21 protein-coding genes and 1 pseudogene are annotated in these 20,316 nt (G+C 62.6%); 13 read left to right on the top strand and 9 right to left on the bottom strand.

Annotated elements, in window-relative coordinates; genetic code table 11:
- Positions 1–171 precede the first annotated feature (171 nt).
- The 5 genes from ACFRAH_RS00630 (at position 172) to ACFRAH_RS00610 (ending at position 6,435) form a co-directional block, all read left to right on the top strand.
- Positions 172–1,770, top strand: coding sequence for a PucR family transcriptional regulator (locus ACFRAH_RS00630; protein ID WP_377989193.1), 1,599 nt, complete (start codon positions 172–174; stop codon positions 1,768–1,770).
- Positions 1,767–2,699: a glutaminase gene (locus ACFRAH_RS00625; protein ID WP_377988920.1), complete on the top strand. Its 933-nt coding sequence runs from the start codon at positions 1,767–1,769 to the stop codon at positions 2,697–2,699. Before ACFRAH_RS00630 ends, ACFRAH_RS00625 begins: the two co-directional genes overlap by 4 nt.
- Before the next feature lie 98 nt (positions 2,700–2,797).
- Positions 2,798–4,318: an amino acid permease gene (locus ACFRAH_RS00620; protein ID WP_377988918.1), complete on the top strand. Its 1,521-nt coding sequence runs from the start codon at positions 2,798–2,800 to the stop codon at positions 4,316–4,318.
- Between the two features lie 161 nt (positions 4,319–4,479).
- Positions 4,480–6,120, top strand: a complete 1,641-nt coding sequence (locus tag ACFRAH_RS00615; RefSeq protein WP_377988917.1) for a thiamine pyrophosphate-dependent enzyme — start codon at positions 4,480–4,482, stop codon at positions 6,118–6,120.
- Positions 6,121–6,246: 126 nt separating this feature from the next.
- On the top strand, positions 6,247–6,435 hold the full coding sequence (locus ACFRAH_RS00610) for a hypothetical protein (protein WP_377988915.1): 189 nt from the start codon (positions 6,247–6,249) through the stop codon (positions 6,433–6,435).
- 665 nt (positions 6,436–7,100) lie between these two features.
- Here the strand turns inward: ACFRAH_RS00610 and ACFRAH_RS00605 are convergent.
- A complete protein-coding gene (locus ACFRAH_RS00605; RefSeq protein ID WP_377988913.1) occupies positions 7,101–7,505 on the bottom strand; it encodes a hypothetical protein in 405 nt (134 codons plus the stop codon).
- 56 nt (positions 7,506–7,561) lie between these two features.
- Complete coding sequence (locus ACFRAH_RS00600; RefSeq protein WP_377988912.1) at positions 7,562–8,131, bottom strand: hypothetical protein; 570 nt, start codon at positions 8,129–8,131, stop codon at positions 7,562–7,564.
- 847 nt (positions 8,132–8,978) lie between these two features.
- On the opposite strand from ACFRAH_RS00600, the pseudogene ACFRAH_RS00595 reads away from it, so the two are divergent.
- Both ACFRAH_RS00595 and ACFRAH_RS00590 read left to right on the top strand, forming a co-directional pair.
- Positions 8,979–9,092: pseudogene (locus tag ACFRAH_RS00595) on the top strand (histidine phosphatase); the annotation flags it as partial.
- 24 nt (positions 9,093–9,116) lie between these two features.
- Positions 9,117–9,671, top strand: a complete 555-nt coding sequence (locus ACFRAH_RS00590) for a DUF3090 domain-containing protein (RefSeq protein WP_377988910.1) — start codon at positions 9,117–9,119, stop codon at positions 9,669–9,671.
- Between the two features lie 1,434 nt (positions 9,672–11,105).
- Here ACFRAH_RS00590 and hxlB read toward each other — a convergent pair.
- Positions 11,106–11,705 (bottom strand): 6-phospho-3-hexuloisomerase, encoded by a 600-nt coding sequence (gene hxlB, locus ACFRAH_RS00585; RefSeq protein ID WP_377988908.1) that lies wholly within the window; start codon positions 11,703–11,705, stop codon positions 11,106–11,108.
- A 573-nt stretch (positions 11,706–12,278) separates the two neighbouring features.
- Here hxlB and ACFRAH_RS00580 point away from each other — a divergent pair.
- From ACFRAH_RS00580 to ACFRAH_RS00570, 3 genes are read left to right on the top strand one after another with little or no spacing between them, the layout of a single operon-like run.
- The gene (locus ACFRAH_RS00580) at positions 12,279–12,467 is read left to right on the top strand and encodes a hypothetical protein (RefSeq protein ID WP_377988906.1); all 189 of its coding nucleotides are present in this window, start codon (positions 12,279–12,281) and stop codon (positions 12,465–12,467) included.
- Positions 12,468–12,476: 9 nt separating this feature from the next.
- Positions 12,477–12,959, top strand: coding sequence for a dimethylamine monooxygenase subunit DmmA family protein (locus tag ACFRAH_RS00575; protein ID WP_377988904.1), 483 nt, complete (start codon positions 12,477–12,479; stop codon positions 12,957–12,959).
- Positions 12,956–13,810 (top strand): ferredoxin reductase, encoded by an 855-nt coding sequence (locus tag ACFRAH_RS00570; protein WP_377988902.1) that lies wholly within the window; start codon positions 12,956–12,958, stop codon positions 13,808–13,810. Before ACFRAH_RS00575 ends, ACFRAH_RS00570 begins: the two co-directional genes overlap by 4 nt.
- Positions 13,811–14,233: 423 nt before the next feature.
- On the opposite strand, the gene ACFRAH_RS00565 is transcribed toward ACFRAH_RS00570, so the two are convergent.
- From ACFRAH_RS00565 to ACFRAH_RS00550, 4 genes are all read right to left on the bottom strand, one after another.
- Positions 14,234–14,455, bottom strand: coding sequence for a zinc-binding dehydrogenase (locus ACFRAH_RS00565; protein WP_377988900.1), 222 nt, complete (start codon positions 14,453–14,455; stop codon positions 14,234–14,236).
- A 20-nt stretch (positions 14,456–14,475) separates the two neighbouring features.
- A complete protein-coding gene (locus ACFRAH_RS00560) occupies positions 14,476–15,063 on the bottom strand; it encodes a TetR/AcrR family transcriptional regulator (protein WP_377988899.1) in 588 nt (195 codons plus the stop codon).
- A gap of 505 nt (positions 15,064–15,568) precedes the next feature.
- Positions 15,569–15,778 carry a hypothetical protein gene (locus ACFRAH_RS00555; protein ID WP_377988898.1) on the bottom strand — a complete coding sequence of 70 codons (210 nt, stop codon included), beginning with the start codon at positions 15,776–15,778 and terminating at the stop codon, positions 15,569–15,571.
- A gap of 295 nt (positions 15,779–16,073) precedes the next feature.
- Positions 16,074–16,451, bottom strand: coding sequence for a cupin domain-containing protein (locus ACFRAH_RS00550; RefSeq protein WP_377988896.1), 378 nt, complete (start codon positions 16,449–16,451; stop codon positions 16,074–16,076).
- Between the two features lie 464 nt (positions 16,452–16,915).
- Between ACFRAH_RS00550 and ACFRAH_RS00545 the strand changes: the two genes are divergently transcribed.
- Genes ACFRAH_RS00545 through ACFRAH_RS00535 form a run of 3 tightly spaced genes read left to right on the top strand, consistent with a single transcriptional unit; the run spans position 16,916 to position 17,935 of the window.
- Entirely contained in the window at positions 16,916–17,080 is a 165-nt protein-coding gene (locus ACFRAH_RS00545) for a hypothetical protein (protein ID WP_377988894.1), read from the top strand.
- A gap of 23 nt (positions 17,081–17,103) precedes the next feature.
- On the top strand, positions 17,104–17,487 hold the full coding sequence (locus ACFRAH_RS00540; RefSeq protein ID WP_377988892.1) for a hypothetical protein: 384 nt from the start codon (positions 17,104–17,106) through the stop codon (positions 17,485–17,487).
- A gap of 7 nt (positions 17,488–17,494) precedes the next feature.
- Positions 17,495–17,935, top strand: a complete 441-nt coding sequence (locus ACFRAH_RS00535) for a response regulator transcription factor (protein ID WP_377988890.1) — start codon at positions 17,495–17,497, stop codon at positions 17,933–17,935.
- A gap of 119 nt (positions 17,936–18,054) precedes the next feature.
- On the opposite strand, the gene ACFRAH_RS00530 is transcribed toward ACFRAH_RS00535, so the two are convergent.
- Positions 18,055–19,539: an APC family permease gene (locus ACFRAH_RS00530; RefSeq protein ID WP_377988888.1), complete on the bottom strand. Its 1,485-nt coding sequence runs from the start codon at positions 19,537–19,539 to the stop codon at positions 18,055–18,057.
- A 301-nt stretch (positions 19,540–19,840) separates the two neighbouring features.
- Entirely contained in the window at positions 19,841–20,251 is a 411-nt protein-coding gene (locus tag ACFRAH_RS00525; RefSeq protein ID WP_377988886.1) for a cupin domain-containing protein, read from the bottom strand.
- Positions 20,252–20,316 lie beyond the last annotated feature (65 nt).

The raw sequence follows: 20,316 nt of genomic DNA, 5'->3' as shown, positions 1-20,316 counted from the left end.
CTGCAAACGGTAAAAATGAGATGGCGAAGTGAACTGGAAATCCGGCGTTGGACCGGAACCCGAAAACCGTCAAGGCGATTTGGATCGGCTCACATATTTTCCGGAGTATCAGCTCGATACGATGAGATCACCGGACAGAGCCGTCCGGTCGGATCGACGCAGAAGGAAGCCATGGCCGCGGTTACGGTGGACGATATCCTTTCGGACTTCCCCATGGGTTTCGCCACCCTCATCCTGCGGCCTGCCTCCGGGCGGTCGGCGGTCGAAAAGTTCCTTATCGTGGATGCGGAAGATGAAGTGCCCGACGCCGGCACCTCGTTTGTCCTGCTGATGGGCGTCCGTGGCCGGTCAGCTTTGCCGGCTCTGCGCCGGCTCCTCAAGAACCCGCCGCCGGTTGTCGCGGTCAAGGGAACGCGTGGTGAGCTGATCGAGGCCGAGGAACTGCTGGGCGCCGCCGGCACGGGACTGCTGCTGGTGGATCCGGCTGCCGATTGGGACCGGCTCCTTTCCATCGCCAAGGAGCGGATGCAGCCCCGAAGTTACCAGAGCGAAGTGCTGACACTCTTGGAAGAAGATCTGTTTGCCATTGCCCAGACCACCGCGCGCCTGACCTCCAGCCATGTCGTTATCGAGGATGCGGCCAACAAGGTGCTGGCCTACTCCACCGTCTCGAACGATATCGACGAGCTACGTAAGGCGTCCATACTGGCCCGGCGGGGCCCACGGAAGTACGAAATGCTGCTCAAAGATCTGGGCGCCTACCGCGAGCTTCACAGAACGCGTCTTCCTGTGCGTGTGCCGGCTCGGCCGCAGGACGGTTTGAGAGAACGGGTGGCGATAACGCTGTTTGCCGGTGACCGGATCATGGGCTATATCTGGCTTCAGGAAACCGGGGACGGCTTCAGGCCAGACGTTGATTACGTGCTGACGGGATCTGCAGCCCGGGCCTCCGCCGAGCTGATCCGTTACCGCAACCAGCAATCCGTGCACATGCGCGAGGACCGCATAGCCAGGATCCTGTCCGGCGCAGCCGAGGCCGCTGCGACCGCCCGAAGCGGAAAGATCCCTGCGGACCGCCCTGCGGCACTGATCCTGATAGGTATGTCCGCCGCCGACACCCAGGCCGATGATGCCGCCCTGAAGCATGGCGAGCTCGCCAGCCTGGCCTCGATCCATGCCGCTGCATACAAGGCGTCGGCGGTCGTCGGGCAATTCAAGGGCGACACTGCCGTCATCGTTCCGGGCTTGCTGTCGGCTACGGCTGAACAGGGCCTGCGGAGTCTGGCAGAATCCATCATCCGGGACGCAGCCAAGCATCTGGGCATCAGCCCCTTCGCTGCTGTCGGCCCGGTGGCTCCGGATCTGCTGACCCTCCACTCGGTCACGCCGATCACCGAAGCCCTGCTGGACTGCGTCGGCACATCCCCTGACGCCCCGGTAGCGACAGTGGCCGACTTCGAAGCCGAGATACTCTTCCGTGACGCGCTCCACAGGTTCACATCCTCGACGTTCCGTCACCGCAGCATGTCAGCCCTCATGCGGGACGATGTCGAAGTCGCCGCAACGTTGCGCGCCTATTTCGACTGCTCGCTCGATGTCGCTGAATGCGCCAAACGGATGGCGCTTCACAAGAACACCGTCTACTACCGGATCAGCAAGGCCGCCCGTGTCACCGGCCTGGACTTCGGCAATCCCCGCGACGCGCTGGTGGCACTGCTGCATATCTATGAATGGGGCGGCCGGCACAAAGGACTACAGGGCAGGAAATGACCACAGCACTCGATGCTCCGCCGTTGGCCCCGATGCTCGATGACATCGTCCGCAACCACAGACCGCATAGGGAATCCGGTTCCGTCCCGGCGAACATCCCGTCCCTCGCGGGTGTTCCGTTCAACAGATTCGGAATTGCGGTCGCCACTACGGCTGGAGAAGTCTTTGCCTCAGGAGACACCAATGTCCCGTTTTCCATCCAGAGCATCTCCAAGGTCTTCACCCTTGCGATGGCGCTGCGCCGGGACAGCCCGGGAGCTCTATGGTCACGGGTGCTGCGCGAGCCCTCCGGCACCGCCTTCAACTCCCTGGTCCAGCTGGAAGTGGAACATGGCATCCCGCGGAACCCCTTCATTAACGCCGGTGCCCTAGTGGTCACGGACCACCTGATGGAAGAGACCCCGGACTCCGCCGCAGCACTTCTTGGTTTTCTCACCGCGGAGAGCGGACAAGGCCGTCCCTTCATCGATGTGGCCGCCGCCGCCAGCGAACTGCGCAACAGCAGCCGCAACCTGGCCTTGGCCCACTTCCTCAAAGATTTCGGCAATCTCAGGCAATCGGCGGAGTCGGTGGTGGAAAACTACGTCCGACAGTGCTCCATCATGATGACGTGCAGGGAACTGGCCCAAACCGGCCTCTTCCTGGCCCGGGGCGGCCGCGGCGCCGCTGGAGTCGTGGTGTCACGCAGCGAGGCGAAACGCATCGGCTCCATCATGTTGACCTGCGGCATGTACGACGCAGCCGGAGAATTTGCCTACCGCGTCGGTTTGCCCGGGAAGAGCGGTGTGGGCGGAGGCATCCTGGTCATCGTTCCTGGCCAGTGCGCCATCTGTGTCTGGAGTCCCCGGCTGGATGCCAAAGGCAACTCCCTGGCGGGCACCGCAGCTCTCGCCGATCTGTCCGATCGCACCGGCTGGTCGGTTTTCTAGTCCACTCTTGCCGTGCCCTCCGGCCTCGGGGCCGCATCCCTTCTTCCATCTGATTCCCCCTAACCGGTCAGACCTGTGTCCGGATCGAAAGGAACTCCATGCCCAACAACAACCCCAATGTCGAGGTTGCTCCGGACCACACTGTCCCGGCCCAGGCGCATGCCACCGAAAACCTTCTCCACGCCGAGGACAAGGGCTACCACAAGAGCCTGAAGCCGCGGCAGATCCAGATGATCGCCATCGGCGGCGCGATCGGCACCGGCCTGTTCCTCGGCGCCGGGGGCCGGCTCAACGCCGCCGGGCCGTCCCTGGTCATCGCCTACGCCGTCTGCGGCTTCTTCGCCTTCCTGATCCTGCGTGCCCTCGGTGAACTGGTGCTGCACCGGCCGTCGTCGGGCTCGTTCGTCTCCTACGCCCGCGAGTTCTTCGGCGAGAAGGCAGCCTTCGTCTCCGGCTGGTTCTACTGGATCAACTGGGCCACCACCACCATCGTGGACATCACCGCCGCCGCCCTGTACATGAACTTCTTCGGCAACTACGTCCCCTGGATGGCCGACGTTCCCCAGTGGGTCTGGGCACTGACCGCCCTCGTCGTCGTCCTGGGCCTGAACCTTGTTTCCGTCAAGGTCTTTGGCGAAATGGAATTCTGGTTCGCCATTATCAAGGTCGCGGCCCTGGTTGCGTTCCTGATCGTCGGCACCTACTTCGTCATCTTCGGCACCCCCGTCCCCGGCCAGGAAACCGGCTTCAGCCTCATCACCGACAACGGCGGCATCTTCCCCAACGGCCTGCTGCCCATGATCATCCTCATGCAGGGCGTCCTGTTCGCCTACGCCTCCATCGAGCTCGTCGGCACCGCCGCCGGCGAAACCGAAAACCCCGAAAAGATCATGCCCAAGGCCATCAACTCCGTGGTCTTCCGGATCGCCGTGTTCTACGTCGGCTCCGTCATCCTCCTGGCCCTGCTGCTGCCCTTCACGTCCTACGAAAAGGGCGTCAGCCCGTTCGTGACGTTCTTCGGCTCCATCGGCATCCAGGGCGTGGACGTCATCATGAACCTCGTGGTCCTCACCGCCGCACTGTCCTCCCTCAACGCCGGGCTCTACTCCACCGGCCGGATCCTTCGATCCATGTCCGTGGCCGGCTCCGCCCCCAGATTCGCCCAGCGCATGAACAAAGCCGGTGTCCCCTACGGCGGCATCGCCATCACCGCCGGCGTCTCCCTGCTCGGCGTCCCGCTGAACTACCTCGTCCCGTCGCAGGCCTTCGAAATCGTCCTGAACATCGCCTCCGTGGGCATCATCGTCACCTGGGCCACGATCGTCCTGTGCCAGATCCAGCTCAAGCGCTGGGCGGACAAAGGCTGGCTCAAACGCCCCTCATTCCGGATGTTCGGCGCGCCCTACACCGGCTACCTGTCCCTGCTGTTCCTGGTGGGCGTCCTCGTCATGGTCTTCATCGACTCACCGCTGACCCTCGTGGTCACACTGATCGCCATCGCGCTCATGGTGGCCGGCTGGTACGCCTGCCGCAAACGCATCCACGAAATCGCCGAAGCCCGTGAAGGCTTCACCGGCATGTCCCCCGTCATCGCCAACCGGCCCGCGCCTTTGAGATAAATCCGCAGCTTCACAAACACCGGCCCGTCAACCAAAGAAAGCACATGATAAAAGAGCCCCAGTCCACGCTGATCTCAACCAACGTCCATCACGAAAGTGGACGGTCCCATGAACAAAAGCTCCCCCAATCCCGCCATGGCTCCATCTCCGCAGTACCGGCGATGAAATCCGCCGGGCATGTGATTGTTGATTCGCTTGCAGCCCATGGCGTGCAACGAACGTATGTGGTTCCCGGCGAGAGCTTCCTTGATGTCTTGGACGGTCTGCACAGTTCGGAGATAGAAACTGTTGTGTGCCGCCACGAGGGCGGGGCAGCGTACATGGCGGAGGCTGAGGGCAAAATGAACCAACTGCCCGGGGTGGCAATGGTCACCCGGGGCCCTGGCGCCGCCAACGCCCACGTGGGGCTCCATACTGCCTGGCAGGACTCGACACCGATGATCCTGTTCGTAGGCCTGATTCCGTTCGCCCACCGGGACCGTGAAGCGTTCCAGGAGTTCGACATCAAGGCCTGGTTCGATACGGGCGCCAAACGCGTCATGGTTCTGGACCACGCCGAGCGCGCATCCGAAATCGTGGGGGAGGCGATATTTGCCGCGATGAGCGGCCGACCGGGGCCAGTGGTGGTCGGTCTGCCGGAGGACATCCTCCGGCAATTCGTGGATCCGGCTATCCACCCGGCCATCCCGGTGGCGGCTGGCGGGATGGGCAGCGACGACGCTGAGGCACTGAAGGCAGCGTTGGCCTCATCCAACAAACCGCTTTTTGTGACCGGCGGCAACGACTGGACGCCGTTCGCAGCTGAGCAACTGACTGACTGGCTCGAGCGGCACCACATTCCAGCCGCCGCGGAATGGCGTACTCAGGGAACGGTCCCTTTCGACTCCCCTTCCTATGTCGGGCCCATCGGGTACGGCCGCCCGCGTCCCACCTACGACCTGCTCGAGGAGACCGACCTCCTGGTCTTTGTGGGCACAGTCCCTGGCGACGTAATTACGGATGGATTCGTTTGCCGGCAGGACTGGAGCAAGAAAAACTTCCTGGTCACAGTTGACCCTTCCCTGAGAGGCCGTTCCGGTCCTGTTTCAAGGCAAATCCTGGCGAAACCGGGGGCCTTTGTCCGCGGCTTGGCAGGAATCGAGCTGGAAGTGAAGGAGGAGTGGAAGGCGTGGACGGGCCGAATGAGGGCGGAACAGGAATCATTTGCCGCGCTGCCCGCTTCCACTCCCGCCGACGGGCCAGCCAGGATGGATACGTTGATGGCGAACCTGGTCCCCAGGCTGACAGAGGACGCGCTGGTGACATTTGGCGCGGGCGAGCACACCAACTGGGCCCACCGGTACTTCCCCACTCGCCGTTACGCGTCCATGATCAGCGCCCGGAACGGCTCCATGGGCTACTCCATCCCGTCCGCCGTCGCGGCGTCACTTGCCGAACCTCGACGACGGGTGGTTACCATCGCCGGCGACGGCGAGTTCCTCATGAACGGCCAGGAACTGGCCACCGCCGCCCAGTACGGTGCCACGCCGCTGGTCATCGTGATGGACAACCGGGAGTACGGCACCATCCGCACCCACCAGGAGCGGCACTACCCCGGGCGCGTGTCCGGCACGCAACTGAAGAACCCGGACTTCGGCATGATGGCCACGGCTTATGGCGGTTTCGGCATCACTGTCACCGAAGACAAGGATGTTCCGGCAGCATTGGAGGCGGCCCTGGCCGCCATAGACAATGACCACGTCTTCGCCCTCATCCATCTTGTTGTGGAACAGCGGGTCAAGGCCTACCAGGTAACCTCCTGACAGAATACGGACGACGGCGGGGCCTCCCGCCGTCGTCCCCGAAGATTTTTCGGTTCGGTGCTACCGGCGACACCCACCCACCAAACGATTATCTGGGTTCTGACACGCTCATCGCAGACTTTGTCGTTGGCCGCTGTCGAAGAACGAGACTTCGAACTCGACCGGGCTCTGGCAACAGCCAAGTTCAAGGCCTCAATGGACCGGAACCGGGGTGTCCTCGTCACGCGCCAGGATTTCTGCCGCTTCTCGGCCGCATTGACGGCCAGCGTTGCCTACGGTGCGATTCACGAGTGTGACCACGCCCGGGCTGCCTGACAATGGCCCATGCCAGAGGAGTCCCGGAAGGCCACTTGCGCTGTTTCCCGCTGTGCCCGGCACTACCGGGCTGATACGCCATGAGGGATTGCACGCCGGCTAACCCAGTCACCACCGTAGACACCTGTGCAGCCCGCTGCTCATTGGGGCTACACCTGAACCTGACATTGGATTGACGGAATCAGCATTACGGCATGCCAGTTGGCTGAACACGCCAAAGAGCAGATGCCGTGCGCATCGAGGATATACCCGAGCGCACGGTCCCCCAGGTTGCCAGGCGGGATGGAGCATTCGCCGGCTCGGTCTTCGGCTGGTTACGGGCGGGCATGACGGACCGCGCGATGCTTACGGGTGCTGCTGAGACATGGAGTGTTCACGTCTCGCGAGGATCTGCTTCCGGCTCTGTTGCTTGTGCCTCACGGGCACATCCTGACATACAGCTGCCGGACTTAAGTCCCGACCCGAGAGGTTGGGTTGTGCAGCCGTGATCGCTTGCCGGCAATGCCCGGAGCCGCGCCAAAACCAGGCGGGGGGTCCAGCCCGAAGCGGCAAGCAAGCCGGGGAAATCGAGGACGTCGGGCACGAGGGCGCGGTTGGCAGCGAAGTCGGCCCGATATGCGGGCGTCTCGGAAACCCAGCGGAACATCGCAGCCTTGCAGATGTCATCACCGGGTGCGGCGGTATCCCCGGTTCGCCAGACCGCCAATAGCTCCGGCCAAGGCGGCCGGGAGTGCGACGAAGCCGGCCAGGTGGCGTGCCAGACTGTACGGCATAAGCAGGGCGATCCCGCCGACCAGGATGGCAGGTGCAGCCACGCACGCCGTCACCCAGCGCGGGTGCCCCCGCAGGAACGACCAGACAGCTGCAGCCAACGACGCCGCGGAGCCGCCCACCAGATACAAACTGCCTACTCGCGCGTCCTCCACGAGGCCGGGTTCCGGGATGAAGCCAAAGAACATTGACCTCAGCAGGCCGGTGACCATCAGGACAATGGACGCCAGGACAAGGGCCGCCCACAGGAGAACACCGGGCCATTCGCGGCGGCTGGCCTCAGCATGGATCTGACTCACTGCCGCATCCTTTCCTGATAAAGTTTCGCCTCCCGGCGCCCAAGGGGTTCCCGGGATCAGACATTAGGGGGCTTCCTCACACGACTCCTGATGACGTCGAGAACTTTCAGGTCCTCAGCATTCAGTTCGGTGCGAGCGACGGCCAGTATCTGCACCATGTAGCGCAGGTCGACCTTGCTGATCGTGTACGTGCCGGTGCTGACCGTGAGGGTGCCGGTGCAGCTGGGGTCCTCCAGGCTCATCAGCGCCACCGACAGCGTGCCGGGCTCTTCAAGGATCGGCCGGCTCGCATCCCATCTGCCAGTCGTCATGTTCCCGGCCCAGGAACGTCGAGTGCCGTGGCAGCACGAGGGACCAGGGAGGCCGCCGGGCGGGATGGGCCCCCTGCCTGAGGCTTCCTCGACTTCGCCGGATTCCAGCTCGGTGCGCACGCCCCACGGCGCCGAGAGGAACCGGGTTCCGCCATCGAGGGTCACATCCCAGTACCCGCCCGGGAAGTACCGGAACGATCCGGCTTCGCCTTCCACTCCGGCGGCCTTGATGAACCCTGTGGCAAAGCGTCCGGCGAGGAACTGCGGTTCGGCGTGTGCCAGGGTGCCGATCAGCTGCTGATGGCTCGGGATCATTGGATCGCGGATGGTCAGGGCCGGGACGTGCGCTCATCGATCATCCGGTCGACTGTCTCATCGTCAGAGCACGGTTGGTCGTCGAACGGGCATCGGCCGGAGCCCGGCACACCTCCGCGGGCCTTAATGACGTCCTCGCACATGGTGCAGAACGTTATCGGATTCGTCAGGATAACGGCCTCAGCTTCCTCATATCCGCCGACCGCTTTCCGCCAGTCCAGGTCCCGGCAACACACAAAGTGCGCCAGCTCATCCGGATTGTTGCCCAGCTTGTACTTAGCTTCCCACGCCGGAACGCGAACCAGCTCCAGGCCCGGCCGTCCCGGATCTCCACGGGATTCTCCGTTGATGCCCCCACCATCACCTCTTTCGTTGCCGCCATGGTATCCGCGAGCCTGCCCCCGCAACAGGGCCTACTCGCGATCCCCAAGGGTTCAGCCTGCCGGCCCGGTCGGTGAGATCGTCCTGCCGCCCATCGGGGCCGACACGGCGCGGCATTTCGCCCGCAGCCCCTACCTTGCCAGCTTCACCCGGTCCGGTGTTCACCCTCGCCTCCGCGCACGTGCGCTGGGGCAAGAACGCCACCGGGGGGTGCCGGAGATTACCGCCATCGCCGAATGGATGCGGGACTGGGCAGATCCACGCTGAGGGAGGGAATATCCCATCTTGAGAGCCGGCCGGAAACATTGCGACGGGTGCCCGACTTCGCCTGGTTCTCGGCTTTCCCACGCCTGGTAGGTGCTGTAAACCGTTGCTGGAGCCGACCGGACGTTGATATACCCGCGGTTGCCAGCCAAGTCACGACCCGAACCTCGCCGATCGAGGACAGGACTGCCATGGCGAAAGTCGGTCGGGCGTCTATAGGGCCAACACCGAAGCGGGCGATCTGTCGTGGCTGTCGAACGGCATCCACCCTGGCAATGTGCCGGTGGGCGGCGGTGCAGGCCAAAAGGCACCATGACGCTCACGTGCCTAAAATACTGACATGCCTACACGTGTTCACGAGTTTGCCTGGCCCGATCGGGTCGTCGTTGGCACCATTGGCCTTCCGGGGGCGCGCACGTTTTACCTGCAGGTGCGCGCAGGGACGCAGATCGTGAGCATTGCCCTGGAGAAGCAGCAGTCGGCTTTGCTCGCCGAGAAGATCGACGAACTTCTCGACCAGCTCGTCACCATCGAGAACAACCCCTTCAGCGTTCCCACGAGTACACCCATTGAACTTGTCGACAATGACCAGCTCGAGGCCGTTCAGGAGCAGTTTCGCACCGGTGCCATGAGCTTAGGTTGGGACCCAACGACGGCGCAGGTCGTTATAGAGGCCTACCCCATCACCGATGTCGACGCTGATGACAACGGCGAATCCCTTGATGAGAACGGCCCTGACGAGACCGAAATGCTGCTGGTGCGGATGCCGGTCGGCACTGCCCGCGCATTCGCCAAGCGCACCCGTGAGGTCGTGGGCGCCGGGCGTCCGATCTGCCCGCTCTGCGGCTACCCCATAGACGCCGACGGGCACATCTGCACCCTTCCCGGGGGCTGATGCACCAGCCCCGGACCCTCTGACCGCCGAGCTGAGGCTCAGCCGCCGCATCACGACGGCATCGAACGCCAAGTATCGCGTGAGTACCAAAGCGGACAAACCTAGGAACCGGGCCACCACCAACGAGAAGACACCAAGGGCGGCCATCCTGACAATGTGCTGCTTCGCGCAACTTCGACTGCCATGTCTAGGTGGATACACCTTTGCCCATCAATTGCTTGACGGAATCCCGCTTATCGGCGTTGGCCTGGCGCCATCGTTAGACGGAAAAACGCGCCTGTGAAGCCCACCGCCGCTCGCTTCCACGGCTCATGACCGCAGTTGTTTTTGAGAGTCTCGCTAAAGCGGGCGGTACGATTTCGCTTTACCGGACCCGCGAAGGATAAAGCGGTAGTTTCGATCGTGGTGGCCGGCAGCGCGGCATCGCGCCCAGCAGTCATCAACGGGCTCAACCGAATCCCCGGAACACTGCAGTTCTACGACACCCTCACCAACATGGCACTTCATCCAGTCTGTGTTGAGCTTGCTCTTCCCCTGATCAGATTGACGGAATCTGCGGTACCGCGAGATGAGTGGCGGATAAGCCCGCCGGTACCTGGGATAAGCAGGTGCCGGCGGACTTTCCGCATACATCGAATCCTCACTGACACCGAGGTCACGTTCCCTAGGCGCCGCAAAGCCTTGCACTTTTCCGTGCGGTCTTTGGCCTCTGAGTCACAGCATCAGGACCCGAAAAGTTGCCGGGTGAGTGATCCCAGCACTTACCGGGCCGATCTTCCGGCAGTACGCCGAGCTATCGCGGGCCGGGCAGGCCGGTACATGGTGCGCGAGAAATATCGGCATAATAAATCCCAGTATCCGGATAAGCACCGTTATGCCAGCTCGGCATAACAATGCTTGGTCCCAGCCACGTATTTTCGTTCTTCCGGTCTCTTCACGCCGGCCAGTCAATTGAATCCCGCCGAGCAGCGGTAGGGCATGGACGGCACTCAGCTCGGCACCTCCAGGGCCGGTTCCGTGACCGCTGAACTGGTATGGCGGGCGCTGAGCCGGGCGAGCACGGAGGCTCGGCCGCATTGCGGACACGTCGTTTCGCCTAGACCGGTGGGATCGGAACAGTGCAATCCGTACCGAGAGAAATAGTCCCGGGCGTGCCCGTGACCGTCCTCAACATGTTGGACGTCAAAATCGGCAGCCCAGCCATGGCCGCAACCAGTGCAAGTGAAACTGAACTGGTCGAGCGAGACTTCTCTTAGAATCATGGTTTCTCCTTCCGGTTGCCCGGTCATAGTTGGGTTGCTGGCGGGGGAAGGATCCCGAGAGCATGCTTCGGTGCCTTGTCTGAGAGATTTACGGGAAAAGTTCCGATAGACGGGTATGGTGCGCTGTCTGGATGCACACCGGGGAACTGCGTTGGGGAAAGTACATGCCGCGCTATTCGAGGTTGGCGTGGCGCAGCCACAGCTCCTCCGCCAGCTGGGCGTCGTTGTCCCACAGCGACTGGAAGATGGCCTCGGTGGCCACGAAGAGCACCTGCTCGAAGAGGGAACCGGCGTACTGGCGCGAAACGCTGGTGCCGTGATCGGTCTTCTGCGCGGCGGGAATGACCACCACAGCGTCGGCAAGGCCGGCGAGCGGGGAATCCGGGTTGGTGGTGAACGCGGCAATGCGCGCTGTGGCCTTGGCAGCGGTCTCTGCAGCCTTGACCACACCGGAGGTGGTGCCGGAACCGGAGGCCACCAGGAGGAGGTCGTCGGAAGCGATGGCGGGAGTGGTGGTGTCACCGGCCACGTGGACGTTCAGGCCCAGGTGCATCAGGCGCATCGCGGCCATACGCAGAACCAGGCCGCTGCGACCCGCACCGGCAACGAACACCCGACCAGGATGACTGAGCTGAGCTGCGAGATCCGCTACCTGCTGCCCGTCGATTTTGGCCGCCGTGGCCGCGATCTCCTCTCTGACAAGGGCCAGGTTCCGGACAATGTCACTCCTGCTGCAGTACACACCCCGCGCAGCATTTGCTGTCAGACTCATGATCTATTTCCCTTCCTGAATGCATACGGCCCGGGTGTCATCCATGTTCGTAAAGCTATAGAGCCGGGTAAACACTACTTTCTGATGGTCTTTAACTACACTTTTGGACAGCTGCCTACTGCGGGCTCGGGAGTAAGCTTGGCAGGCTCGCACGTTTGCAGCTGCTCCAGCTATAAAGCCACCGCATCGGACCGTTGGCCCGGCGGCCCTGCGTCTAGTCCCATGGCAGGCCGGTTGAGCGCACACCCCGCATACCGGCCCAGCCCGCGCAGTCTCAGCGATACCTTGGCCACAAACCGATGAGTCGAACTGGGTGTCACAAAAAGGGGCTCGACTGAATGATTCTTGTAGCGTATGTTTGCGGCTTAGACGAACGTCCGTGACCCGGATCACAACATTCGATTCTGACCAGAAGCACAACTGGCCCTCTGGACAAGAGGCCACGGGGACGGCAAAACAACCCTTCCGGGAACGCAAACCGAGGTACTGGGGTGCCTCGGAGCAGTCTGATGCGACAACCGTGACTGCTTCGCCAAGACAAGCATTTTCCAGCGGTATCCAAAGGAGAAACCCATGGAAACCTACCTCGTAGAAACCCTGAGCAAGGCCGGATCCATCCACACGGCAGTAGGCGGTTATGTCGGTCTGCCGTCGATGAACGGGCCCGGAACGGTCGCTGCAATCGGCGACTCCCTGCACAACCCCGAAGGCCCGGTCGTGAGCGCCGGCTTCTTCGCCGGCGACCGCACCTTCGCCCCGTAAGGACCGACCATGCGTTCCGCGTCCATGCCGCCGGCAGCAGGCACAGGCCTGGAACCTGGTTTCCGCGGTGTCATCTGCGCCTCCTTTGGCGCAGGTGACACCGCGGGTCAACACACCGGTGTCCAGCCCAGGCATGATCTCCGTTTCCAAGCTGCAAACCACGAGGCCCTCACCGAGCTGAGGTCCGCACTCGGACGCTCGCATGTCGGAGTCCGTCTCGTACTCGCCGGCCCCCCGGCGGACATCCGTGCAGCCGCGGCCGCAGCCGCGGAATGCGGACTGCAACAGGAGGAGATCACCCTCCTGAATGACGAGACCGCACCCCGGGTAATTTACTGCCCGCACTGCCACACCACCACCAAAACCGTTCGGCCGGCCGGCTCCGAGGTCCAGTGCCAGGGATGTGCCACCAGCCTGGCCACCACAGATCACTTTTCGCGCCGCATGGGCGCGTACCTGGGATACTCAGCCCATGCCGAGGAGGCATCATGACTGTCACGGCACTCCCGATCACTGCCCACCCGGCGGTGGAAGGCGGTCTCCAACTCGAGGTGACCAACGTCAGCGCCCAGACGGACTCGATCGTCAGCATCACCTTGGCTGATACGTCGGGGGCACGCCTTCCGTCCTACGTCCCGGGCAGCCACCTGGTGGTCCAGTACGGCAGCGGCGTGAACGCCTACTCGCTGACCGGCTCGGGCAACGGGCCCTCCGAATACACCATCTCAGTCCTCCGGGTCGAGGACGGCGCGGGTGGATCGGTAGCCATGCACCAGCTCGCCGTCGGCGACCGGGTGTACGTCTCCCGGCCCCGCAGCGCCTTCGCCCCCGCCTCCACGGCCACCCACCACCTGCTGATCGCGGCCGGCATCGGCATCACCCCGGTCCTCTCCCACGCACGTTCCGCCGCCGACCGCGGGACCACATCGTCCCTGATCTACCTGCACCGGCCCGGCGCCGGCGCCCACGTCAAGGAAGCCAGGCACCTGCTCCGACGGGGATTGACCGACCTCATCGAATGCCGGGACCGCACCAGCTTCCGCACGATACTCACCGACCTGCTCAAGGCCCAGAACCTTGGAGCCCACCTCTACGTCTGCGGCCCGGCCGCTTTCATGGACTCGGTCCTGGAAGAGGCCCGTGAGCTGGGCTGGCCAGAGACGAGGCTGCACTCGGAAGCCTTCGGTTCAGCCGAACTGGATGAGGGCGAGCCGTTCACCGTCCACGACAAAGTTGCTACGTCCCCCCGGGGGCGCAGTCATGAAGCGGCTGCTCGCCCCTCGAGCCGGGCCCGGAATGCGCCCCTATGCGTTCCGGCCCCTGGCAAGATCCCCGCGCCTTGAAAGCGGGCTCCAGACCCTTCGGAGGTTCACCATCAAGGCGGCAAGCGCAGGGCCACGTGCTGTTTCCCGAAACTTGCCCACCCCCGGAGAACGTGCATGACTGAGATTGCCCGTCACGCTGGGCCCCCGTAGTCGCCTTGCCCCCGTTTGGCGTCAGCACGGTGGCCATTCTTCACATTCTTTGCAGAATTTCAGCCATCGGCTTCTTCGGCGACCTGTGACCGGTAATGAACCAGGAAGCAATGGTCGCAAGTGAACCCGCCGGACTGGTTTGCCGGATTCTCCCAGGCCGAAGTCGCGCCATCGGTAGTGACCCGCCAGGCCGTGGAGGCGGGCGTTGATCCGTACTTCGGATTGAAAGAAACGAACCTGTCTACGCTGCCGGCGGCCGCCCTGTGTGACCGGCAGCCGCGTCGTCGCCCATCAGCCAGCGCCCTGCGCGCCTGCAGGCACCAGCACAAGCTTGCCCGTCTCCGCCGAGTGTTCGAGGAGCTTGTGGGCGCGACGGGCCTCGGGCAGCGGCAGGCGCTCGGCCACGACCGGGTGGATCTGCCCGCCGCGAAGCAGCCCGAGCAGCGCACGGAAGTCTTTCCGGTACGCCGATCCCGTCGAGCACGACATCCATTCCCTTTCTGGGAAGGACACGTCCTGGACCGCCAGGATTTCTAGAGGCCGGTTGTGGCCAGCAGGGCATTTACCATCGCGAAAAACGTGGTCCGATGATCTGCCACTGTCGGGTCGGTCAGGTACTGGAGGGCTGCCCCGTCGTAGATCATCAGGAACGACCTTACAAGCACGGGGAGGGCCACGAGGCACTCTTCGTTGCTGTTTTTGGCTGCGGCCGAGAAAATGTTTCCCAGTTCTGTGACGTAGGCCGGGTAGACTTTCGCGGCCAGCGGGCTGGCAGGGGCGTTGCGCGTCGCCCAGAGAATCATTTCGATCTCGGCCAGGATGCTGGCCGGCTCTTCTTCCAGCGCACGCCACCAGCCTTCGGCTACTTGCTCGACAGCCTTCCGAAGGCCCAAATCCACTGGGACGTCGCTCGAAAAAAGGCTGAGGTTTTTTAGCCAGGCCTCCGCGGCCGCCTCCATGATCTCGTCCTTGCTGTTGAAGCAATAGTGTGCGGTCGCCAGCGGGGCATGGGCCTCTTTGGCTATTGCCCGGACCGTTACCGCCTGAACCCCCTCGCGGCGCATGAGCTCAACCGTCGCTGCAATCAGCTGTCCTCGTCGTTCTTCTGCCGGTACCCGCATTGCTCATTCTCCAGTCTCCGCGTTGCGGCCGGTCCGGGCCGCCCTCTAAGACTATTGTCTTACCACCCTTGTCTTGAACTGTTGACTGGAACAGAAGTCGCCACTTGCGGTGGGCATAGCCGCCTTAGGTCGCGGACCTGCGGCACTTTAGTGTTTTTGTTCCGCTGAGATCATGCGAAGAGGTTGGGCGGCCAGCGCCGCGATCAGTGGCATGGGCCGGCGACGGGGAGGCACCGGCGACCACACTGGTATCTGGAATGCACGGGTGGTTCGAGCGGATGAGAGGCCGGTGCGCGCCCGGTCCTCGATCCAGCCCGTCTTCCTGCCGCCGGATAAAGCACCCGCCATGCGGTCCCGGCAAGCGATCGGGCTTTCTGTTCGAGCTTTCTGTTCGAGGCTGAATTACGCAGTGGCCGGTGATGGCCCAAGTCCGTCCTGGACGGAGCGCACCGGGCGGGGCCGCGGATGGCGAACCAGCCGGGAGCAGGGGCCTTGCGCGGGGCCGTTAGCGGATAACTTCGCGCGTCAGCCCGAAGGGAACCTGGTCAGAGAGCCCGGCAGTGTAATGGCCGGGCTTGTTGCGGGCGACCAGAATACCGTGCGTTCCTGTGAGGATAGCCAGGTCTTGGAGTTTCTTCACGGCGACTTCCAGGCGCTCGTCCAGCGCCCGCCGGCTCGTGACGTGAATATCGATGGAACTGAGAAGGGGGGCCATGGCGTTTCCTTTCTTCTGGCCGCAGCTGGTTGTCTCTGTGATGCGGGTGGGTCCACCGGATGATGTCGTGACTGCGGGCCCTGCCGGCAGTTTCCGCGTCGATGACCGAGAACCCACGTGCCGTGGCCGACACAGCGGCGCCCGGGATTGTGACAGGAGGGGGCGCCTGAACGGAAGCGGACAGCTTCAGCGCCCCTTGCCCGCATTGGTTACCAGGCAGCCTTTGGGTGCCCCGGGAGACCGCTTCCGCGGGGTGCCTGCCATAAGCAGCAGGCACCCGGCGGAAGCGCGGTCCTTACGGCGCGAAGGTGCGGTCGCCAGCGAAGAACCCAAGACCGTACCCGGGGGTCTCAAACTTCACTGTTGTGCCCTTCGGGAAGAACAGCACGTCACGTTCCTTCGCATGGGTGACTTCACCTGACGTCTGGTCGGTGAGGATGAACTCACCCTGCACGACGACCTTCATCTCGTCGTAGGTGTACGTATACACCACCGGTTCAGAGGCCTTCAGCTCGAAGAACCCTGCACACATGACCGACCCTTCGGGGTTGTGGAGCGAGTCGCCGATGGCGGCCTCGCTCCCGGGCAGGTTCATCGACGGCAGGCCGATGAAGCCGTCTACTACCTTGTGTATGGATCCGGCCTTACTCAACGTTCCAACGAGGGTTTCCATGGTCTCTCCTGTAAGTAGGTCACAGCAGCCCATCTTTTGCTCCGGGCTGTTCATCGTTTGATGAATATGAAACTGCGCTTGGGATTGCTCGGGAGGATCCGGGCTTTGTGTGGGATCGCCTGCAATACCCTTTCCGGCCTGGTTGGCCGAAATCGTCCCCGGCCTCGCTGCTGTGATGACAGTCACGCAAGCCTTTTCCTGACACTGTGACATGGACGCTTGTCCGAGTCAACCGCCCATGTCGGGATGAAGCGCCCCTGGGCGGACTGATCAAAGCAGTCTTCAGGCAGGGCGGAAAACCTGCGTGGCTTCATTGGGGATTTCCGAACTCATCCGTTTTGGACGCTTGACTCAAACAGCCGTCCATGTCAAAGTCGTGGGGAGCTCTTCGTGACCGGTATCACGTTAGCCGGGCGGCGGGTGACGGCGAGGCAGTTAACTTCGAGCAGGAAAGACAGATTGAGATGACACGCGAGGAAGACTACGAAGAGTGCCCTTCGGATTCGTACGTGGAATTCCATGGCGGCCGGTGGCTCGTCGTCCCGTATGCGGCCGTCGAGCAGCCCGTCTTTTTCACGTGCCTGCCCCGTACGCGGCGGCTCGTGTCCGCCGGGGTCAACGTCCCTTGATTACAGTCACCGACGAATCCGTTATGAGCTTTCAAGAACTGCCGTGGCCGCTCCTGCAGGCCATCGCCACACTCGTGAACTCTCCTCTGAGCGAGCTGGCACACCGGCTGCGTGACGCGCTGCTCCCCTACATGAAGAACAGCGCGCTGGTCATCTTCATCGAAGACTGCACGGGGCGCCCCCAAAAAACCGCAGGCCAGGAAGAAATCATCTCCCGGGTCTCCATTGCCGAACTCGATGACCTCCGCGCAGGTCTCGCGGATGAGGCGCCCTGGTTCGGCGAAGCCGGGCTCGCCGGCCGGCCCAGGGCGGCGCTGGCCTTAACACACGCCTCTAGCCAGGCACTCCTCGTGCTCACCGATCCCGACCAGGCCGATCCCGGGAATCCGGCCGGGTGGATGTGGTGACGTACCTGTGGGGAATTGCAGCCTGCCGGATCCAGGAAAAAGTCGCCGATGCACCGCCCTCCTACCTGGCGGAATCGCGCGCAGCCTCGGCCGCGGCGCACTGACCGCCGTCACCCCCAGCATCAGCGGCCTGGGACGCCGCGTCCAGGCACTCAACGGACAGTTGCGGATGGACGCCATGCCGGGATGGGGCGCCGACATCTTCGTCTCACTCCCCCTTAATCTGAAGACGCGACCGACAGGGGACACCACTGAATGGAACCTCGCCGCCCGGGAACTCGAAGTGCTCCAGCACCTCGCCGCCGGACACCGCAACCGCACCATCGCCCCGACCATGAGCATCAGCGAGAACACCGTGAAATTCCATGTGCGGAACCTTTTCAGGAAACTCAATGTCGGCTCACGCACCGAAGCCATCGCCCTGGCACACAGTCACGGGCTCCGCTGACAAATGGGAAACCGGTGTTCTTCAGCACGACGATGTTGTGCTGAAGAACACCGATAAGTCGACGGGCAGCCGATCCGGCTCGCGGCCCACCGGCACCCGTTCGCTTGGACCCAGTCGCTCTAAGAGGTCGGCAGTTTGTCCAAGTCCTCGGCCTCTAAGTCAACGGTGGGCGCCGTCAGGGCCGCCTTCTGTTTCGTGCGCCTCGATTCGTGCTGTGAGTAAAGCCAGATAGGAATGTAGAGCGCAAGTACGATGAAGCCCACCCAGGTCGGGGCCCAACCAATTTCCAGGCTGTTGAGGTAAACGACGCCGATCAGGCACAGGGGCAGATTGAAAAGCCCAAAGGCCATGGCGACGTTTTTCCAGCCCTTGGGAGCCTTGAAGGGCCTTTCCAAGCTGGCAAGAGCTGCGTGTTTCTTCGATTTGACGTAGGCAAACAGGCTGATGCCATTGGCACACGTGTAGCCGATCGCGGCCGCCGCAAGAATCGCTGAGAGGGATCCCATCGAAATGAGGACCATGTTGAAGGCTGCGGTGACGAGCAAGGCGACGAAGGGAGTTCCGTGCCGATTGATTTTGCCGAAGATCTTGGGGAGGTTCTCTTCAGTCGACATCGAGTGCAGGGCCCGGGACGAACCCAGGAAAGCAGTTTGAATGATCAGGATCATGGCGGCGATCAACATGATGATCGTGACGACGGTACCCGCTCCGCCAAACACCGCCTGGGCGACCGGGATCAGAGGGGATAGCGGCTCGGCGATGACGCCGTCGACACCAAGTACCCCGATGACCGCGGCCTGAACGAGGACATACGAAAAGAAGCAGATAATACCGCAGGCGAAGAGGGCTTTAGGGACGTCCTTTGAGGGGTTCTTGTATTCAGGGCCATAAATAGCTGCTGTTTCCCAGCCACAGGCACTCCACTGTGCGATGGCAAAGATGCCAAAGAGAATGAGGATATGGTGCATGTCCCACGACCAGTCGGCTGGCAGCCAGTTGGCGGTGATGTTGCCCAGGTCAACGTGTCCGGTAGCAAAAGGTGCGACGGTCAGGATGACCAGGGGTATCAGGGAAACGGCGGCAAGGATGTAGCCCAGGATCGCACCGTCTTTGAGGCCAAACCAGTTCACGACGAACAGTCCGGCGAAAATTACCAGTCCGGCCAGCAAGGCGAGTTGATACTCCGTGAAGGTGGCGGCCAGGGCCGGGAACAGGCCATGCAGGTAACCGCCGACCAGGATGGCGAAGATCGCCAGCACGGGGTTCCAGGCGAACCAGTAACTCCAGGCGCTGAAGCCGCCGATCAGCTTGCCCCTGTCGTACTTGCCCTTGTAGTTGTCGGTCCGGAATATATGCTGTGCGTAACCCGGGAGGCCTGAGGCCTTGGGAAATGTGGTCGCCATTTCAGCATAAGCCGTATTCTGGAAGAAACCCTGGATTACCGATAGCCCCCAGATAAGGATGGCGGCGGCAGATAAATACAGCGGGATGTATCCCAGGGACGGCAGTATCAGCAGGGGTACGCCCAGGGAAATGGACAAACCTTGCTTCCAGTCGATCGATCTCTTCAGATGATCGACGGCACTCAAACTGTTTTCACTCATGAAAATTCTCCTTTGAATAACAGTGAAAAACTACAAACAGTTCTGCCGGCGGATCACGCCTGGGCTGGCACCGTTTCTGGGCTCGCGGCGCCAGCGGTCACTGATCATGAAGCCCGGTTCAGTCGCGGCCGTCGCGTATGACGGCACGTTGATGACGACGGCGCGGACACTGAACAGCGCGGTCGTTGTGTGGGATTGGGGTTGGGGTGTGGCTTGGTGGAGCGGAGGTGCAGTCGTAGTGAACGACCGCACCTGCCCGACAGCCTGAGCCGCACAGCTCCCTGCTGTGCGGCCGCCTGTCTTAGAGTTCGAAGTACCGGAAGGAATGCGATTCCAGGCCTTCCGGATTCGGTCCATAGACGGTGACCATCCGTGCGTAGACGGGGGCGATATACCGGCCAAGTTGCCCGGGGTTTACGCGGGCCGAATCGCCGGGCCCCAGGATGACTTTCTTGCCCTCACTCTCGATGTGAAGCTCGCCCTCCAGCACGAAATTCGTCTCGGTATGGGGGTGAAAGTCTTCCCACCCGCAGGAGGTCAGCTCCCACTCCGAGAGAATGAAATCGTCCCAGGGCCCGTCGGGAAGGGCGTTGATGAACCTGCAGTGCAGTTGTTGCCATTCACCCTTCATCGGCTCCATGGCCTTCATTGGCCAGAAGTCGATCGCTTCCCTTGTGGCAGAAGTCAGGAGGGGGGAATTAGTTGTAGCCATTGTCTTAAAACCCTTTCTTACGCGCGCCTTCCGCTGAGCGGAAGATCGTCCGGGGTATCCGGACA

The organism is Arthrobacter sp. NPDC056727 (genome assembly GCF_042790555.1).
Lineage (GTDB): Bacteria > Actinomycetota > Actinomycetes > Actinomycetales > Micrococcaceae > Arthrobacter.
Note: the sequence above shows the minus strand (reverse complement) of the source record. Positions and strands in the feature narration are given on the sequence as shown.

Bases quoted from the DNA above. Each gene is read 5' to 3' on its own strand.
- ACFRAH_RS00590 (WP_377988910.1), top strand. From the start codon at position 9,117: ATGCCTACACGTGTTCACGAGTTTGCCTGGCCCGATCGGGTCGTCGTT.
- ACFRAH_RS00620 (WP_377988918.1), top strand. From the start codon at position 2,798: ATGCCCAACAACAACCCCAATGTCGAGGTTGCTCCGGACCACACTGTC.
- ACFRAH_RS00560 (WP_377988899.1), bottom strand. From the start codon at position 15,063: ATGCGGGTACCGGCAGAAGAACGACGAGGACAGCTGATTGCAGCGACG.
- ACFRAH_RS00525 (WP_377988886.1), bottom strand. From the start codon at position 20,251: ATGGCTACAACTAATTCCCCCCTCCTGACTTCTGCCACAAGGGAAGCG.
- ACFRAH_RS00575 (WP_377988904.1), top strand. From the start codon at position 12,477: ATGCGTTCCGCGTCCATGCCGCCGGCAGCAGGCACAGGCCTGGAACCT.
- ACFRAH_RS00580 (WP_377988906.1), top strand. From the start codon at position 12,279: ATGGAAACCTACCTCGTAGAAACCCTGAGCAAGGCCGGATCCATCCAC.
- ACFRAH_RS00540 (WP_377988892.1), top strand. From the start codon at position 17,104: ATGAGCTTTCAAGAACTGCCGTGGCCGCTCCTGCAGGCCATCGCCACA.
- ACFRAH_RS00625 (WP_377988920.1), top strand. From the start codon at position 1,767: ATGACCACAGCACTCGATGCTCCGCCGTTGGCCCCGATGCTCGATGAC.
- ACFRAH_RS00630 (WP_377989193.1), top strand. From the start codon at position 172: ATGGCCGCGGTTACGGTGGACGATATCCTTTCGGACTTCCCCATGGGT.
- ACFRAH_RS00570 (WP_377988902.1), top strand. From the start codon at position 12,956: ATGACTGTCACGGCACTCCCGATCACTGCCCACCCGGCGGTGGAAGGC.
- ACFRAH_RS00600 (WP_377988912.1), bottom strand. From the start codon at position 8,131: ATGATCCCGAGCCATCAGCAGCTGATCGGCACCCTGGCACACGCCGAA.
- hxlB (WP_377988908.1), bottom strand. From the start codon at position 11,705: ATGAGTCTGACAGCAAATGCTGCGCGGGGTGTGTACTGCAGCAGGAGT.
- ACFRAH_RS00545 (WP_377988894.1), top strand. From the start codon at position 16,916: ATGACACGCGAGGAAGACTACGAAGAGTGCCCTTCGGATTCGTACGTG.
- ACFRAH_RS00530 (WP_377988888.1), bottom strand. From the start codon at position 19,539: ATGAGTGAAAACAGTTTGAGTGCCGTCGATCATCTGAAGAGATCGATC.
- ACFRAH_RS00615 (WP_377988917.1), top strand. From the start codon at position 4,480: ATGAAATCCGCCGGGCATGTGATTGTTGATTCGCTTGCAGCCCATGGC.
- ACFRAH_RS00550 (WP_377988896.1), bottom strand. From the start codon at position 16,451: ATGGAAACCCTCGTTGGAACGTTGAGTAAGGCCGGATCCATACACAAG.
- ACFRAH_RS00555 (WP_377988898.1), bottom strand. From the start codon at position 15,778: ATGGCCCCCCTTCTCAGTTCCATCGATATTCACGTCACGAGCCGGCGG.